Source organism: Aquimarina aggregata, assembly GCF_001632745.1.
GTDB lineage: Bacteria > Bacteroidota > Bacteroidia > Flavobacteriales > Flavobacteriaceae > Aquimarina > Aquimarina aggregata.
In genome coordinates this window covers 1-16,711 of the sequence record NZ_LQRT01000014.1, presented here as the reverse complement: position 1 = coordinate 16,711, position 16,711 = coordinate 1, and the positions used below count along the sequence as shown (strand labels likewise).

The window sequence follows — 16,711 nt, the reverse complement described above, 5'->3', positions numbered from 1 at the left end:
AACAAATTACCTAAATTCAACAGGTCATACTCACAGTTCTGAGTATGACCTGTTGTAAATTTTATCTTTATCTATTAAGTGCTTCGTATATATTTATGGGTAAAAAATTACGTCTTTGTTCATTATTTTTTCCATTAGAGGCTGCATACAGCTCTCTAAAATAACGAACCGCACCAACAGAATAATTTATTTTTTCAATCCACTCATAAAAGCGTTTTTCTTTATTATCTGTATCGGCATATTCAAATACTTGTCCTTTTAATTTTTCTAAATCTGCATCAGAAAATATAGGACGAGAAGGAAAGACTTTAAATTCACTATCTTCTTTAATATCGAGTAAAGACTTAATCCAATCTACATCTGATCTATATTGTTTAACAAGTTTTTCTTCTAGAGATGCATGAATTTCTTCTTCTAATACAATCCTAACTGTACTTCGTTTTTGGATCATATCGTCTAGTTTAAATGTAAGATAGCCCGTACTGCCAAGATGATACTGTCCGTCGGTGTTACTTTCTTCTACAACTAATGTATACGGGATTCCATTAAGGCTTCTAACTGAAAACTCCTCTTTTCCCATAGGTTCAATAGTAACTTGATCGTTTTGCGCTTGTATTTGTATGCAAAAGATCAAAATTAGTAGTGTGCCGAATAGCTTCATTCTTTTTTGTAGGTTTACTTTGTTCATATTTTAGGGTTTTATACCACAAAATTATAACATCGATAGATGTTTTCAAAGCTAAGATCATAGAGATTTTTTATGGCAATCAAAATAGTTTAATTAAGAGTCCAATTTTCACAGACAACTCTTCATTAACATTTGTATTTAAACAACATTAAACTAATCTATAAAAGTCTATTTTTCTCTTGAAAGAACTAAAGATATTAAGAGTAAAACGTCTCTGCATATTCTGATGGTGTCTTCTTATAATACTTTTTAAAGCTTTTCGAAAAGTATTTTGGGTCTTTGAAACCTACTTTATAACCAATCTCAGAAATACTAAAGCCTCCTATTTCTAAAAATTCGGCAGCTTTTTTCATTCGTATAGAATTAATAAATTCTTTTGGTGTTAGATTAGTCCATGCTTTTATTTTAACGAACAGCATCGTTCTACTAAGCCCCAATTCTGAACTAAAATATTGTATATCAAAAGATGGATCATCAATATGATTCTCAACAATTCTTATTGCTTTTCTTTGCATATTCTCTTCTTCAGAATCTATTCTGTTATCCTCAAAATTGGCATTATTTTCAATAAATTTACTTTTTAGGTGCTCAGTCGTCTTTAATAAATTTTTGATGACTAAAAGAAATTCCTTGATATTAAATGGCTTATCGATATAACGATCGGCTCCCGATTCTAAGCCAATAAACTTATGCTCAATAGATGACCGTGAGGTGAGTAATATAAAAGGAATATGACTTGTTCTTTTGTCGTTTTTAATTTTGGAACAAAACTCTGTTCCTTCCATTTTTGGCATTATAACATCACTAATTATCAAGTCGGGAAAAACTTTTAATGCCATTTTAAAACCTGCATATCCATTTTCTGCTTGTTCTACGCTATATAATTCTCCCAAAAGATTTACTATAAATTTTCTGAATTCATGATTATCTTCTACAACAAGAATTTTGGTTTTCTTGGTAGATAACGATAATGTATTTAGGTTAATATTTTCGATGTTTTCGACAAAATTACTGTAATCTTTATACTCTATACTATCTTTGTTATTCTGCTTTCCAGTAATTATTTCGGATTCTGTTAAATGATCACGTCCTTTTTTAAGAGTAATAATAAATGTCGTTCCTTTCTTCTTTTCACTTTTTACTGCTATTTTACCTTTATGCAAATCCAAAGTTTTTTTGGCGATATGTAAACCTATCCCATTTCCTTGATTAAAATGTTTTTGATATTCGACTTTACTAGCCATTTCATAATATCTATCAAAAATCTTATTCATAAACTCATTATCAACTCCTGCTCCATTATCCGAAATCTCAATAAACACTTCTTTGTCCGTTTCGTATATTTTTACACCAATTTCTCCCCCTTTAGGTGTATATTTAAAAGCATTCGAAAGTACATTGTAAAAGGCTTTCTCCAATTTAATTTCATCATAAAAAACTAAAATACTTTCAGAACTAGAATCAAATGAATACTTGTAATTACCAATTTTCGCATATTCTTGAAATGATCTATAAATTCCATCAAGAAAACGCACTAAATTATCTTCTCTTGCTTCTAATTTAGAGTGCTTATTCTCAAATGCTCTAAAATCAAGTAATTGATTTGTTAACTTTAACAGCTGCTTTGCATTGCGCTCTATTAAAAGCAATTTGGTATACATATCACTGCTTCCGTTGTATCGCTCTATAAGTTGTTGTAGCGGTGCTAGTATAAGAGTTAAAGGTGTTCTAAAATCATGAGAGATATTTGTAAAAAATTCTAATTTAGAGGTATTAATTTCTTCTTGTCTTGTGTTCTCTAATCGTTCTGACTTTAACTTATGAGCAAGGGTTATTCTGGCTGTGATATTAATATATATTTGGTGTAGAATCAGAATAGTTAGTATCATATAAATCAAAAACGCCCATTTTGTTTTCCAAAATGCGGCCTTTACCCTAATATTAATACTAGTAAATGCTTCTTTCAATACATTTTCGTTGTTTACTTTTTTTACTTCAAAAATATAATCTCCAGGTTTTTGAATGGTATAACTTGCCTCGTTATTGGTTGTAAATTTCCATTCATCATTTAACCCCTTAAGTCTATAAGCATACCTTTTATCTGTAGTATTTATGTAACTTGGTAACGCAAAATTTAATGAAAATGAGTTTTCATCATGTTCAAGAGTAATTTGATTTATAAAGGCTATGTTCTTATTGGGGTCTTTTCCGTTAACAGTGATACCAGTTAGTACAACTTTAGACTTGTAATTACTTTTACCAAGTGTTTTGGGATTAAAAAAAGCTACCCCTTTTACCCCACCAAAATACAAATGACCATTGCTTCCTTTAAGATATGAATTATTTATGAACTCGTTACCCCAAAATCCTTGAGCCTGATCGTAAAGAATCGTCTTTTTTGTTACTGGATCATAACGTACTAATCCAAGGTTAGAACTTATCCAAAGGTATTTTTGATCATCTTCAACAATACTGTATACTGTTGTAATATCTGCATTTACTAGCCCTATTTTAAATGGTTCAAATTTATCTTTAACAAGTTTTTGAATTCCTTTTTCTTTAGTCCCTACAAAAATACTTCCTTGATGGTCTTGGTAAATACATAAAATATTATGACCATATACGATATCATCTTCAAAAAGAAACCGATTTAATACTGGGGTGTTAGCGGTAAGTTCTTTATAGGACACTTTATTAAGCCCTTTATCAGTTCCTATCCAAAGATTATTTGATTGGTCAGAAAACATGCTACGAATCCTTCTATTTGTCAAAGAATTGATATCAGATACACGAGGCTGGATAAAACTAATTTTTTTTGTGATGCGGTCATATATGACTGCCCCTCTTCCGAAGGTGCCAAAAACGAGTAGGTTTTTAATTTTTTGGATCGCATATACTCCCTGATTCGATAGTATATCTTTAAGCTCTAAATGACTAGATTCATTAAATTCCTGAGTCACAATATTAAATTCTTTTATTCCTCCTTTTAGAGTACCGATCCATAATGTTTGATCGTCTAAGAGAAGGGATTTAATGTTAGAGTTTTTTACTTTTTTATTCAAAGCATTAGTCAGCACACTATTCGTTTTTCCATTTTTTTGAATAACGGTTACACCATTGCCTTCTGTACCTATAAAAAAAGAACCATTTTTGTCTTCAACAATTGAACTCACAACACCCAAGTGATAAGATTGTTCTCCTTTTGTGAGATAAAGTTCATGAAAATTATTGTTATGAATATCCCATAAATTGATACCGCCATAATAAGTTCCGATCCAAACCGATCCGTTTTTATCAATGAAAATTTCTTTAATACTATTTTTACTTAAACTATCTGGATTTCCTGGTTGATTAATAATTTTGATCAGTTCATTATTGGCTTTTTTTATAAATACCCCATCATAAGTGCCTATCCAAAGGTTAGAATCCTTATCATATTTAAGACTTCGAATATCGGTGCTTTTTATTTTCTTATCATTTAATTCATTATAAGACACAAAACGCTTATTTGTTGTATTAAAAACAAGTAGTCCATTAAATTTAGTGCCTATCCATAAATTACCGTTTGCATCTTCATTGATAGTCTGTATGAAGATATTTGAATCAGTGCCTTGCTCTCTATCAAATCTTTCAAACTTTAAATGATCTATTTCTGAATTAACAACTTTATGGAGCCCTAAAGAAGTAGCAATCCAGATATCACCAGTTTTATCTTGGTAGATATCAATTATGAAGTCGCTTCTAAGTTGAGATGGCGTATTTTCATCTTTATCATAATGTATTAGTTCATCATTTTTACGATTGTAAATAAACAAACCATCAGAAGTCGCAAACCATAAGGTGTTATTTTTCATTTCCTTAATAGCTCTAATAGACCTATGAGAAATTGTGTTTTTTTTAGAAGAGTATAAAAACCTAGTAAATTTTTCAGTTCTAGGATCAAACTTATTAAGTCCGTTATAGGTCCCTATCCAAATAAAACCTTCTTTATCTTCCTTTATCGATAGGATATCATTATTACTTAATGAAGTACTATCCTTAGGGTTATTTCGATAAATAGTAATTTCTTCTCCATCATATTTATTAAGCCCATCACGCGTACCAATCCACATTTGATCAAATTGGTCTTGTTCAACAGCGACTACTGTACTTTGCGATAAACCTTCGGATACAGATAAATGAATAAAGTTATTAAAATCATGTTCTTGAGAAAAAACACAGAAATGTATAAGAAATACAATTGATGTAATTGCTCTTTTCATATTTGGGGTATGACCATGATTAGTTATCTATAAATATAACGTTATTTTATCAAATTATTATATTAATATTATGAGTTGCACTAGTACTTTATGTAAAGAAAAGTTCTTAACAGCAGATCAAAAATCGCAAGATCAACAAATTTAATCAGCTGATTACCAAATATTTGTACTTATCCCCCCCTAGAATCGGACTTTTAGAATTTATTTAATACCTAAAATTGTTCTTGAAAATTGATTACGACTACCCCTGTAATTAATAGTCAAAAATTGATTGTATTAAATTAAGTCAAGTTGGGAGAAATTAAGTAATAACGTAAAACACATTTTATGAAAATTGTTAGAGTCCCAAAGTATGTAAAATTTCGTTTATAACACAAACTATTGTGTAAAACACCGATTAGATCCAGTTTCCTCTTTCATGATCTATCGTGTAATTATTTAAAAGTAATATCATTTTTTAAAGAACAACATCTATTATATGATGATGTATACTGTATTGGTATGCATTAATTTAAAAATTAACACACAAACTCACTAAATCATGACAATGAAAACAAATTATTCTTTTTTAATCAAGAATCTTTCTAAACATTTGCTTTATATCTTTCTCCTATTAACATTACAAATTTCTGCTCAATCTATTGTAGAAAAACATGGAAGATTGCAAGTAAAAGGAAATACCATAGTTGACAAAACTAATACTCCAACTAGTCTTGCGGGTAATAGTTTATTTTGGAGTAATGCCGGGGATACTTCCGACTTTTACGCAGCCGAAACTGTAACTCACTTATCTGATAACTGGAACAGTTCTATCATTAGAGTTGCGATGGGCGTAAAAGAAAGCTGGGATAATGGAAACGGATATATCGACAGCCCCTCTGCTCAAAAAACAAAAATAAAAAAGGTTATAGATGCCGCCATTGCAAAGGGAATCTATGTTATTATTGATTGGCATACACACGAAGCCGAAAACTATGAAAATGAAGCTATTGATTTTTTCAAAGAAATGGCAGAAACGTATGGCGATAAAGATAATATCATCTATGAAATCTATAATGAACCAATACGCCAATCTTGGTCCGAAGTTAAATCTTATGCAACTGCTATAATTAAGGCTATTCGATCAAAAGACCCCGATAATCTAATCATAGTAGGTTCACCAACTTGGTCTCAAGACGTTGATATTGCATCAAACGATCCTATTAATGATGTAAATACTGCATATACATTACATTTTTACGCAGGAACTCATAGTCAAGGGCTTAGAGATAAAGCCATAAGAGCAATGAATAATGGGATTGCATTATTTGCAACAGAATGGGGATCTGTTAATGCAGATGGAAATGGAGCTACAGACAAAGCCGAAACACAAAAATGGATGGCTTTTTTTAAACAAAATAACATTAGTCACGTAAACTGGGCAGTAAGTGATAAGCCCGAAGGAGCCTCTATTGTTAAAAATGGAAAAGGAATTAATGGATTAAAAAACAATGAGTTAACAGACACTGGAGTTTTCATTAAAGATATTATTAAGAACTGGTCTGATGATAACGGAAATCCACCTAATTCTGGAGGTATTATTAATTGTAATACTGTGGATTGTATCATTAATGCTATGAAAAATGCAAAACCAGGAAATGAAATCATAATAGCTCCGGGAACCTATACTGCATTAGAAAAAACAGATCTTCCTGATAATGATGGCAAAGCATCTCGTTTTTATTCTAGTGCTGATGGTACTGCCTCCAAACCAATAATAATAAGAGGTAAAAATGCTTCAAATAGACCAGTCTTGAAAGGTCCCGATAACAAATACGATAGTTATATTATGAGAATTCTTGGGGATCATTGGATTATTAAAGATCTAGAACTCAAAGAAGGGTCCAAAGGTCTCGTCCTAGATAGGTCTAGTAATAGTCAAATAGTAAACGTATCTGTACATGATATAGGTGAAGAAGGTATACATTTAAGAGATGGGTCTAGTAATAATTTGGTCCAAGGATGTTCTGTATACAACACAGGAATTAAGAAACCAGGAATTGGTGAAGGACTTTATATCGGATCCGATAGAAAACAACACAACAATCCTTATAATCCTGATTGTAATAATAATACTATTGATAATTGTATAGTTGGTCCAAATGTAACTGCTGAAGGTGTAGATGTAAAAGAAGGTACAAAAAATACTATTATTAAAAATTGTACATTTTCTGCTAAGGGAATTTCAGGAGAAAATAGTGCAGATGCATTTATAGACCTTAAAGGAGCGTATACATTTGTCTTCAATAATACATTTAATAGAGATAATTCTAACGTTCTTGCCAGTGGTATTGATTTTCAAGATCGAAAAACGGGATATAATACAGGTTTTAGAAATGCCGTTTTTGACAATACATTTAATCTAGGTACCAAAGCCGATCAAATACCTACTGCTCGAAAGAAAGGTGGTAGTCCATCAGAAATTCATATCTGGAATAATACCAGGAATCCAAATAGCATTGATTTTCCAATTAGTGATGGCACAACAAATTTTGTGATACAATCATGTCCAACTTGGAACATCATACCGTGTCAAGGAGGAGGTAATCAATCTCCAAACATAAAAATCACCACACCAAGTACAGGAGCTTCTTTTGAAACCGGAAGTACAATCAAAATTAATACTTCAACTTCTGATCCTGATGGATCTGTAGAAAAAGTCGAATTCTTTAACGGCGATCAAAAGATTGGTCAAGATACCTCATTCCCTTTTGAATATACCATTAACAATGCAGTCCAAGGCAATTATTCTTTAACAGCAAAAGCAACAGATAATGATGGGGCAACAAAAACTTCTAATGTTGTTACTTTTAAAGTTGAAGATGAACAACCTCAAGGATGTAATGGACCTGATCTTGCTATATCTGCAAAAATTGAAGCTGAAGAGTATTGCAATATGCAAGGTATACAAACCCAATCCACAACTGATATAGGAGGTGGTCTAAATGTAGGATGGCTAGATGTTGGTGATTATTTAGAATATAAAATAATAATCCCTGAATCAGCTGAATATAAAATAGAATATCGCGTAGCCAGTAAATTTGATAGTGGTGAAGTGGATTTTAGGATCAATAATGATTCTAAAGACAAGACATCAATCCCAAATACAGGAGGTTGGCAAAATTGGACAACTATAACTACAAAAGTTGATTTATCTGCAGGAAATCAAATTTTAAAGTTAGTTGCAACAGGTAAGAGTTGGAACATAAATTGGTTTAAAATCACTAAGATTGACGATTCTGGTAATCCGGATAACCCAAACCCTAATAGCTGTAATTTTGGAACTCCTACTTCTTCTTCCTTACCGGCATTCGACAAGGCTTCTTATTCTAATGTTCATATTCTAGGTACTAACGGCCCAGATCTAAGCAATTTTAGGAGATTTAGAATTAACTGGAACCCTAGCCAAAACGGACTATATCAATTTTCGATTAATACGAGCAATGGTATACCAAATTATTATACCGACCTAAGAGATTTTATGACTCATAATTTTAACTCTAGCAATCCCAGCATATCGATCAACAATTCAGGATTTGCAGGTTTAGATGGCGACTACTGGGTTACAAAAAACAAAGATAACTTTGTAATGGTTTCTAAAACTAAAAGTTTCAGTATTTACTTCAATAATTCTAACATAGTACCCACTTGTGAAGGTAACCGTGATACTCCGTCTATACTAGATGGTAAAAGTGCACGAATGGTATTATATCCAAATCCAATTGAGAATGAAATGCTAACCATATCAAATATCTCCCCAAACGGAACTTTAATCCAAATAACAGATATACAAGGTAAAACTATTATAAAAAAGCCTTTAAACGACAATAAAGTATTAGTAGATGTATCTTCTCTTGAAACCGGTCTATATATGGTTATCATAAGAGGTTCGGGATACTTTACATCCATGCTTTTTTCTAAAAAATAACACTCTTTTAATTTTAAAATCCAGGAGAAAATATTTTCTCCTGGAAATTTAATCAAAATATAAAATCAATGATTTTCTTTACTAAAAGAAACCTTATCCTGATGGTTTGGTTTTTATATACGACTACGTTGCTTAGCCAACAAAACGAGATATACAAAAATAATTTTGACCACTTAAGAACCGGTTTATATAATGCTGAAGAGTTTAAAGAAGCCTTTGAAGTAAACTTTTGTAAAGGTGCAGATGAGGGGCGAGTATCAATCTCTTCATTTCAAGATAAAGGGAATGTTCTTAAGATTAAATACCCCAAAGGAAAAGTCAAGACTAATGATAGTGGCATGCATACCAAAGTTTATTGGGAGAATTATGAATCGTTTGATGAACTTTATTTTAGTTATCGTGTTTATATTCCTGCGGATTTCGAATTTAGAGCAGGTGCCAAATTACCAGGATTGGCATATCAAACACGAGATAGAAATATGTCTTTACGATTAATGTGGAGGCGGGATGGACTTTTAGAGTTTTATAATCACTTCCAAACAAGACCAACCTGGAGTGAATGGAAAGCATCTGTAAATTGGAGTTTAATCGATCCCTATAACGAACCCGGAGGTCCACAACCAGATCAAGTGAAATTAAAAAAAGGTCAATGGAATCATATTGAAGTGTATCATAAACTCAATACGGCTGGTGAAAACAACGGAATCATGAGAGGATGGCTTAATGGAGAATTAGCGATAGATATCACAGACAATGGAGATTATCGTCAAAATAACGAAGAAGATATTCGACTTAATACTATTTACTTATCTACTTTTTTTGGAGGAAGTAGTAATGATTATAAACCTACCAAAGATCAATATGCTTATTTTGATGATTTTATTGTTTCAAAAACAAGAATTAATGACAATGGAGACGATAACAACGATCCTATTTCAGTTTCTTTTAAAAACCCCGAAAATAATATAATTGTTCAAGAAGGATATGAATTAGATTTAGAAGTTATAGCCAAATCAATTACAGGTAAAATTTCTGATGTAAAATTATATGTTAATGATAATTTTATACGAAAAGAAAGAAAATTTCCATATACATGGGGTCATTCTGGATCTCCAAATCCAAATGAACTAAACAATCTCATACCAGGCGTATATAGCATTAAAGCTGTAGCTACAAATGACAAAGGCCAAACTAATCAAACGTATTTAACCTTAACAGTACAAAGTAATACTACGTGCTCACTCATTTTACCTGATACAAAGGGGGTACAAGGATTGGATAATGTATACTATAATTATGTTCACATTATGGGAGTTCAAGATGCAAGTTTTCTTAGTAATTTTGTGAATCTATCTATCAAATGGAGTGCAAAATACAATACTCTATACAAGTTTGCCTTAATTACAGATAACGGTTATCCCGATTGGTATGTTGATTTTTCTAAAACAGCCCATTATCAACTTAGAAATCCTCAACCAGAAATAACTCTCAACAATACAGGTTTTGATGGTCTTGATGATACTTATTGGGTTACATTGAAAAACGATGAACTAATCATGAAATCACAAAATAAAGAAACTTTAGTTTGTTTCAGTAATTCATCGCAACCTCCTTTATGCATGATAGCTAAGCATCAAAGCATAACCTCGATTAACAATGCTAAAAATCTTAGATTATATCCCAATCCAGTTAAAAATCAATTGTTTATTCAAGATTTGCCTTCTTCGGCATACCGTTTAGATATCTATACATTACATGGCCAAAGAGTTATCTCCAATCCAATTTCATCAAAACAAGAAAACCTTAAAATGATTGTCAATACACTACATAAGGGTATTTACTTCATAAAAATATGGTCTCTTCATCAAGAAGTAAAGCAGGTAAAGTTTATCAAAGACTAAACTGTTTAAACTTAAAATATTGATTCAGAATAAACTTTAAACGCAAAGAGCAACACTTTGAATCATTTGTATAGTGAGTAAAATAATGCAATATACTTAAACAATAGGCTTTTAAAATTTATAGCTACTCCACAAACTAAATAGTATAAACACAAACTCATCATGAAAACAAACTCAAATCAAATAAAGATTTTAATCATTTTATTAATTATAGTTTCGAGTGTCCGTGCACAAAATTGTAATAGTAATGAACTGGTTATTAATCAAAACTTTAGCAAATACGCAAATCAAAATAAAGAATATACTTTATCAATGCTCAAAAGTGACTTTCCTAGGGTTTCTGGTAGAACCTCTAGTGAAATTAGAGGTATAGGTGGCAATTGGCCACAAAAAACTCGTGTAATTAATGGAGAATTACGTGCAGAATATATCAAGAATGCAGCAAGTGGTAGAAAAGGCGGTTTTCTTTTTGATAGTTCTTTTGATAATGCAGATGAAGCAATTTTAGAATACAGAGTCAAGTTTGATAAAAATTTCAAATGGGCTGCTGGCGGTAAACTTCCTGGTCTAGGAGGATCTTCTAAAAATAACCCTGGTGCAATTCCGTCAGGATGTACTACAAATCAAGGTAATATTGATAATGGCTTTTCTTGTCGTTTAATGTGGCGAACAAATAGAGCAGGTACTGCTGCTCCAAAACTTGTAGTATACACCTATTTTCCAGAAAAAAATACGCGTTGTGGTGTTGATTACGACATTATTAGAAATATCAAAAAAGATAAATGGTATACCATAAAACAATATGTTAAACTTAATACATTAGGAAAGAAAAATGGAGTATTAAAAATGTATGTTGACGGTAAATTATTATTAAATGAAACCAATATTACATATAGACTTCCTGGAAAAAAAGACGTCAAAATTAATGCGTTGATTATGAATACGTATCGAGGAGGGGCAGCAAATGATCAAGTTTGGTGGTCCCCTACTACCGATTATGTATATTTTGATAATATTAAAGTATGGAGAAACTGTTCTGACACAGGTAATACAAATAACCAACCTCCTTCAATCGCTATTACAAGTCCAAGTAATAACAACTACCCTAAAGGCGCTAATATTTCTGTGGATATCAATGCTAATGATCCAGATGGAACTATTGTAAAACACGAAGTTTTTGTAAACGGTACACTAGTCGATACTGATGGAGAAAACTTTACACCTTATACTATATCAAATGTTCAAGAGGGTAATTATACCCTAAAAGTTATCGTTACCGATAATGACGGAGCCAAAAACGAAGCTACAAAAAGTTTTTCTGTTTCAGATTCTTCTGATGGAGGAGATAATAATAGTTGTGATACCTACGAAGAAAAAGATGGTCTTGTTGTAATGGAAGCCGAAAATACCAATTCTACTTTAGGCCTATGGAAGAAAAAAACGAATAACCCAGGGTTTTCTGGATCTGGTCACCTGGAATTCACAGGAAATGGTTCTAACGGTGGACCTCCAAGCTCTCCTTTAACATATACTTTTAAAATTTATAAGGCAGGATTTTATCGTTTATATATTAGAGCTAGAAAACGTTTAGACGGACAACCTCAAGATAAAAATAATGATGGATATGTAAAAATGAGTGGAGATTTTGATCCAGGTCCCAACTCTGGTAATAATCATAATGATGACGCACCAGAATCTTTATTAAGAAAAGACACCAAATTTTTTGGTGGTCCTGCAACAGGTTGGGGATGGGCAGAACAATTAGATGCCGGTGGAGAAACTAATAAACGTAATGCTGTTTACAAATTTAAAGCAGGAAAAACCTATACTTTAACTTTATCTGGACGATCTATAAAATGGAATGTTGATAGAATATTGCTAAGACATAGCTCTGTTAACAATACAACTGCTTTTGCCGCTGCCAAAGAAACTAAATGTGACAATGGTGGAAATAACACCAATGCCTCTATAACAGGTGAGTTAAAAAAATGGCATAAAGTAACTTTAACGTTTAATGGTCCTAATACCTCTGAAACTGCTAGTAACAATCCGTTTTTAAATTATAGATTAAATGTAACTTTTACCCACCAAAGTGGTTCTCCTTCATACATAGTTCCAGGTTATTATGCTACCGATGGCAAAGCAGCACAAACTTCAGCTACCAATGGTAATAAATGGAGAGTACATTTTGCACCAGATAAAACTGGTAAATGGAACTACAAAGTCTCCTTTAGAAAAGGAAATAACGTGGCAGTAAACGATAGCAATACTGGAGGAACTGTTGCAGGCTATATGGAAGGAGAAACAGGATCTTTTACGATTAGTACTTCAGACAAAACAGGTAGAGATTTTAGAGCAAAAGGACGTTTACAATATGTAGGAGAACATTACCTGAAATTTGCTGAAACAGGAGAATATATGATTAAGCAAGGGCCAGATTCTCCTGAGAATTTATTGGCGTATACCGATTTTGACAATACCCCCAATGCAGGAAATAGAAGGAAGAATTATGCGCCACATGTCGGGGATTGGAATAATGGCGATCCTACTTGGAAAAATGGTAAGGGAAAAGGGTTAATAGGAGCTGTAAATTATATCGCTAGTGAAGGATTAAATTCAATGTCTTTTTTAACAATGAATATTAATGGAGATGATGAAAATGTATACCCATACGTTAACAATAATCAACGCACGCGTATAGATGTTTCTAAACTGGCGCAATGGGCTATTGTTATTGAACATATGCAACAAAACGGAATCTTTGCACATTTTAAAACTCAGGAGACCGAAAATGAAATATTACTTGACAATGGAAATACGGGAACACAGCGTAAATTATATTATCGCGAACTAATTGCAAGATTTGGTCATAATTTAGCACTTAACTGGAACTTAGGAGAAGAGAATGGAGGTGGCCCTCAACCGGTAGACCAATCACCAACACAAGAACGTTCAATGGCAGAATATTTTTTCAAAAATGATCCTTATCGTCATCATGTTGTTATTCATAAACACCCAAATGATTTTCCTGATTACCTCACAGGCAATCAATCAAAACTAACCGGTTTTTCATTACAAACTAATAAATCTGATTTTAGTAATGTCTTTAGTAAAGTAAAAGAAGGTATCGATGATTCTAGAAATGCCGGAAAAAAATGGGCTATTGCATGCGACGAACCTGGAGATGCACAATATGCAATTCGACCAGATAATAACGCCGCAAATTCTCATACAGATGGCCGAAAAAATGCCATGTGGGCAACCTTACTCGCTGGTGGATGGGGTAACGAATGGTATTTTGGATATCAAAATGCACATTCAGACTTGTCACTTCAGGATTTTAGAAGTAGAGATAAATGGTGGGATTATGGCCGACACGCAATTCGGTTTTTTGAGATCGCCAATCTTCCATTAACTCAAATGCGAAATAATAATTCGTTGTCTTCAAATACCAGTGATTACTGCTACGCAAAACAAGGTCAAGCCTATGTGGTATATCTAAAAAATGGAGGTTCTACCAATTTAAATCTAAATGGACAAAATGGTCAATTTACAGTACAATGGTATGATCCTAGAAATGGTGGTAGTTTGAAAAATGGTTCCATAACAAATATTAGCGGAGGAGGTAACAGATCTTTAGGGAATGCTCCAAATAATGGTACTAAAGATTGGGTAATACTAATCACTAAAAACAATACTAATCCAAATGAAAACATCCCTCCTGCTGTATCCTTTTCTTCTCCTACAGGAAATATTTCGGTTCAAGAAGGCTATTCTGATTTTAAAGTAGTCGCGAATGCGTCAGATAGCGATGGTTCTATTAGTAATGTCAAATTATATATCGATAACAATTTTATACGACAAGAGAATATAGCCCCTTATGAATGGGGACATGATGGGTCTCCAAATCCAGGAGAAGTAACTAACCTTTCTGCAGGAGATCATATATTTAAAGTAGTTGCAACAGATAATGATGCCAGTACTGCAGAAGCGTCTTTTATTTTAACCGTAAGAAAAGCCACAGATGGTGATGGGACTGATTGTAATTTTGATACTCCATCAAATAATGGAATACCCGCTATGGATAAAGTAGCATACTCTAATGTTCATATTCTTGGAGATAATGGGCCCGATCTTTCTAATTTCAGAAAATTCACAATCAATTGGGTACCACAAAATAATGGGTTGTATCAATTCGCAATTAATACTAATAATGGATCACCAGATTGGTATGTGGATTTTAAAAATACGATGTCTTTTCAATTAAAAAACACAAAACCAGAAGTTACATTAAATAATACCGGTTTTAATGGTTTAGATGGGGCCTATTGGGTTGCAAGAGATGGAAACAATTTCGTACTGGTTTCGAAAAACCGAAATTTCACAATCTACTTTAGTAATTCTTCATCTGAGCCTAATTGTAATAGTTCAAAACTCGTAGAAGACATATTACAAATTAAAGGATATCCTAACCCTGTTCTTGCATCTTTATATACAATTACTGGAATGTTACCCGGCCTAAAAAAGCTACAAATAGTAAGTCTAGATGGACGAGTTTTAAAGGAAGTCAATACAGAAAATACAACCGAGATCCTAGAGATTTCAGAATTACCATCTGGGTCTTATTTTTTATTGATAAAGGCTGTACGATTTAAAGAATCACTCCTATTTGTAAAAAAATAGAATTTACTATTAGTAATAGGATGTTTTGTTAGACATAATGTGTTAATACTAATTGATACATATAACAACAACTAATCACAATGAAAAATTTTAAAACAAGACTTAATCAAAAGTTATTTTGGTTGCGAGAATATCTCGCTACTAATAAGAAGCAATTAAATGTAAATATTAGAAGGCAAAAATTATTTTCTAATATGCCTTTCAGTAGATTTGGTGTATTAGCTTTGGTAATCTTATCATTAAATTTCCAAATGCTTCATGCACAAGTAAGGTGTTCTGCTACTTCCAGTTCAGGCAGTGGGTATTCTGTTATAAAAAATGATGGGTTTGGTATAGAGGATCCAGATTGTAAACACAAGAGTTTTGGACCTCATATTACCCAAAGGTTTGATAATGAACTAGACAAGAATGTATTTGTTTTTCATAGTCATATCGATGACGATGATGATCGATGTAAAAATGATGATCGTGTGCGCATTGAAATAAAAGGAGGACCAGGAGCTAGTTCCAATACTTTACGTCACCCCAGAAATTCTACGAGCTACTATAGATGGAAGTTTCGCTTAGCAAGTAATTATAAAGCTAGTAATAGATTTTGTCACTTCTTTCAATTAAAGGCTAAAGGAGGAAGTAATGATAAGCCACCAATACTAACTTTATCAGCACAAAAAGATAAATTTAAGTTGGTACATAATAGAAAAAACCCGAATTCTGTTTATGTTGATCTAAAACAAGAGCCACTATCTAGATTTAAAGGAGAATGGATCGAAGGCTATGTAAAGATAAAACATGGGGATAATGGCGCGCTCAATGTAGTGCTTAAAAAAATATCTAATGGACAAACAGTTTTTTCATATTCTAATTCTAATATAGATTTATGGAGAAGCGGGGCAGATTATAATAGACCTAAATGGGGTATTTATAGAGGAAAAACGAGTGGATTAAATGATGAGCAGGTTAGATTTGCCGATTGGTGTGTTTCCGAGTCTTCTGAGAGTCAATGTCCTTCTTCAATTGGTACTGGAGGATCCAATCAAAAACCAAGCATTTCTTTTGCCTCACCATCAGGAGATATTAGTTTACCCGAAGGTTATGATGAACTCGAAGTTACTGTAAATGCATCTGATAATGATGGTTCTATTAGTAATGTAAAATTATATGTAGACGGAGATTTTATTCGTCAGGAGGTAAATGCTCCCTTCACTTGGGG

At 32.5% G+C, this 16,711-nt stretch carries 6 protein-coding genes; 4 read left to right on the top strand and 2 right to left on the bottom strand.

From position 1 onward, the window contains the following. Window positions 1-67: 67 nt before the first annotated feature. Window positions 68-688 (bottom strand): hypothetical protein, encoded by a 621-nt coding sequence (locus tag AWE51_RS14605; RefSeq protein WP_066314697.1) that lies wholly within the window; start codon window positions 686-688, stop codon window positions 68-70. A gap of 197 nt (window positions 689-885) precedes the next feature. After that, entirely contained in the window at window positions 886-4,950 is a 4,065-nt protein-coding gene (locus tag AWE51_RS14600) for a hybrid sensor histidine kinase/response regulator transcription factor (protein ID WP_066314694.1), read from the bottom strand. Window positions 4,951-5,497: 547 nt separating this feature from the next. On the opposite strand from AWE51_RS14600, the gene AWE51_RS14595 reads away from it, so the two are divergent. The 4 genes from AWE51_RS14595 to AWE51_RS27020 all read left to right on the top strand — a co-directional run. After that, a complete protein-coding gene (locus AWE51_RS14595) occupies window positions 5,498-8,917 on the top strand; it encodes a cellulase family glycosylhydrolase (RefSeq protein ID WP_066314690.1) in 3,420 nt (1,139 codons plus the stop codon). Between the two features lie 68 nt (window positions 8,918-8,985). Next, window positions 8,986-10,818 (top strand): polysaccharide lyase, encoded by a 1,833-nt coding sequence (locus tag AWE51_RS14590; protein WP_082832452.1) that lies wholly within the window; start codon window positions 8,986-8,988, stop codon window positions 10,816-10,818. 162 nt (window positions 10,819-10,980) lie between these two features. Continuing rightward, the gene (locus AWE51_RS14585) at window positions 10,981-15,501 is read left to right on the top strand and encodes a polysaccharide lyase (protein WP_066314685.1); all 4,521 of its coding nucleotides are present in this window, start codon (window positions 10,981-10,983) and stop codon (window positions 15,499-15,501) included. A gap of 80 nt (window positions 15,502-15,581) precedes the next feature. Next, on the top strand, window positions 15,582-16,711 hold a 1,130-nt coding region (locus tag AWE51_RS27020; RefSeq protein ID WP_066314682.1), incomplete at its 3' end, for a heparin lyase I family protein.

Coding starts and splice junctions, on each gene's coding strand:
- AWE51_RS14605 (WP_066314697.1), bottom strand. CDS start 688: ATGAACAAAGTAAACCTACAAAAAAGAATGAAGCTATTCGGCACACTA.
- AWE51_RS14600 (WP_066314694.1), bottom strand. CDS start 4,950: ATGAAAAGAGCAATTACATCAATTGTATTTCTTATACATTTCTGTGTT.
- AWE51_RS14595 (WP_066314690.1), top strand. CDS start 5,498: ATGAAAACAAATTATTCTTTTTTAATCAAGAATCTTTCTAAACATTTG.
- AWE51_RS14590 (WP_082832452.1), top strand. CDS start 8,986: ATGATTTTCTTTACTAAAAGAAACCTTATCCTGATGGTTTGGTTTTTA.
- AWE51_RS14585 (WP_066314685.1), top strand. CDS start 10,981: ATGAAAACAAACTCAAATCAAATAAAGATTTTAATCATTTTATTAATT.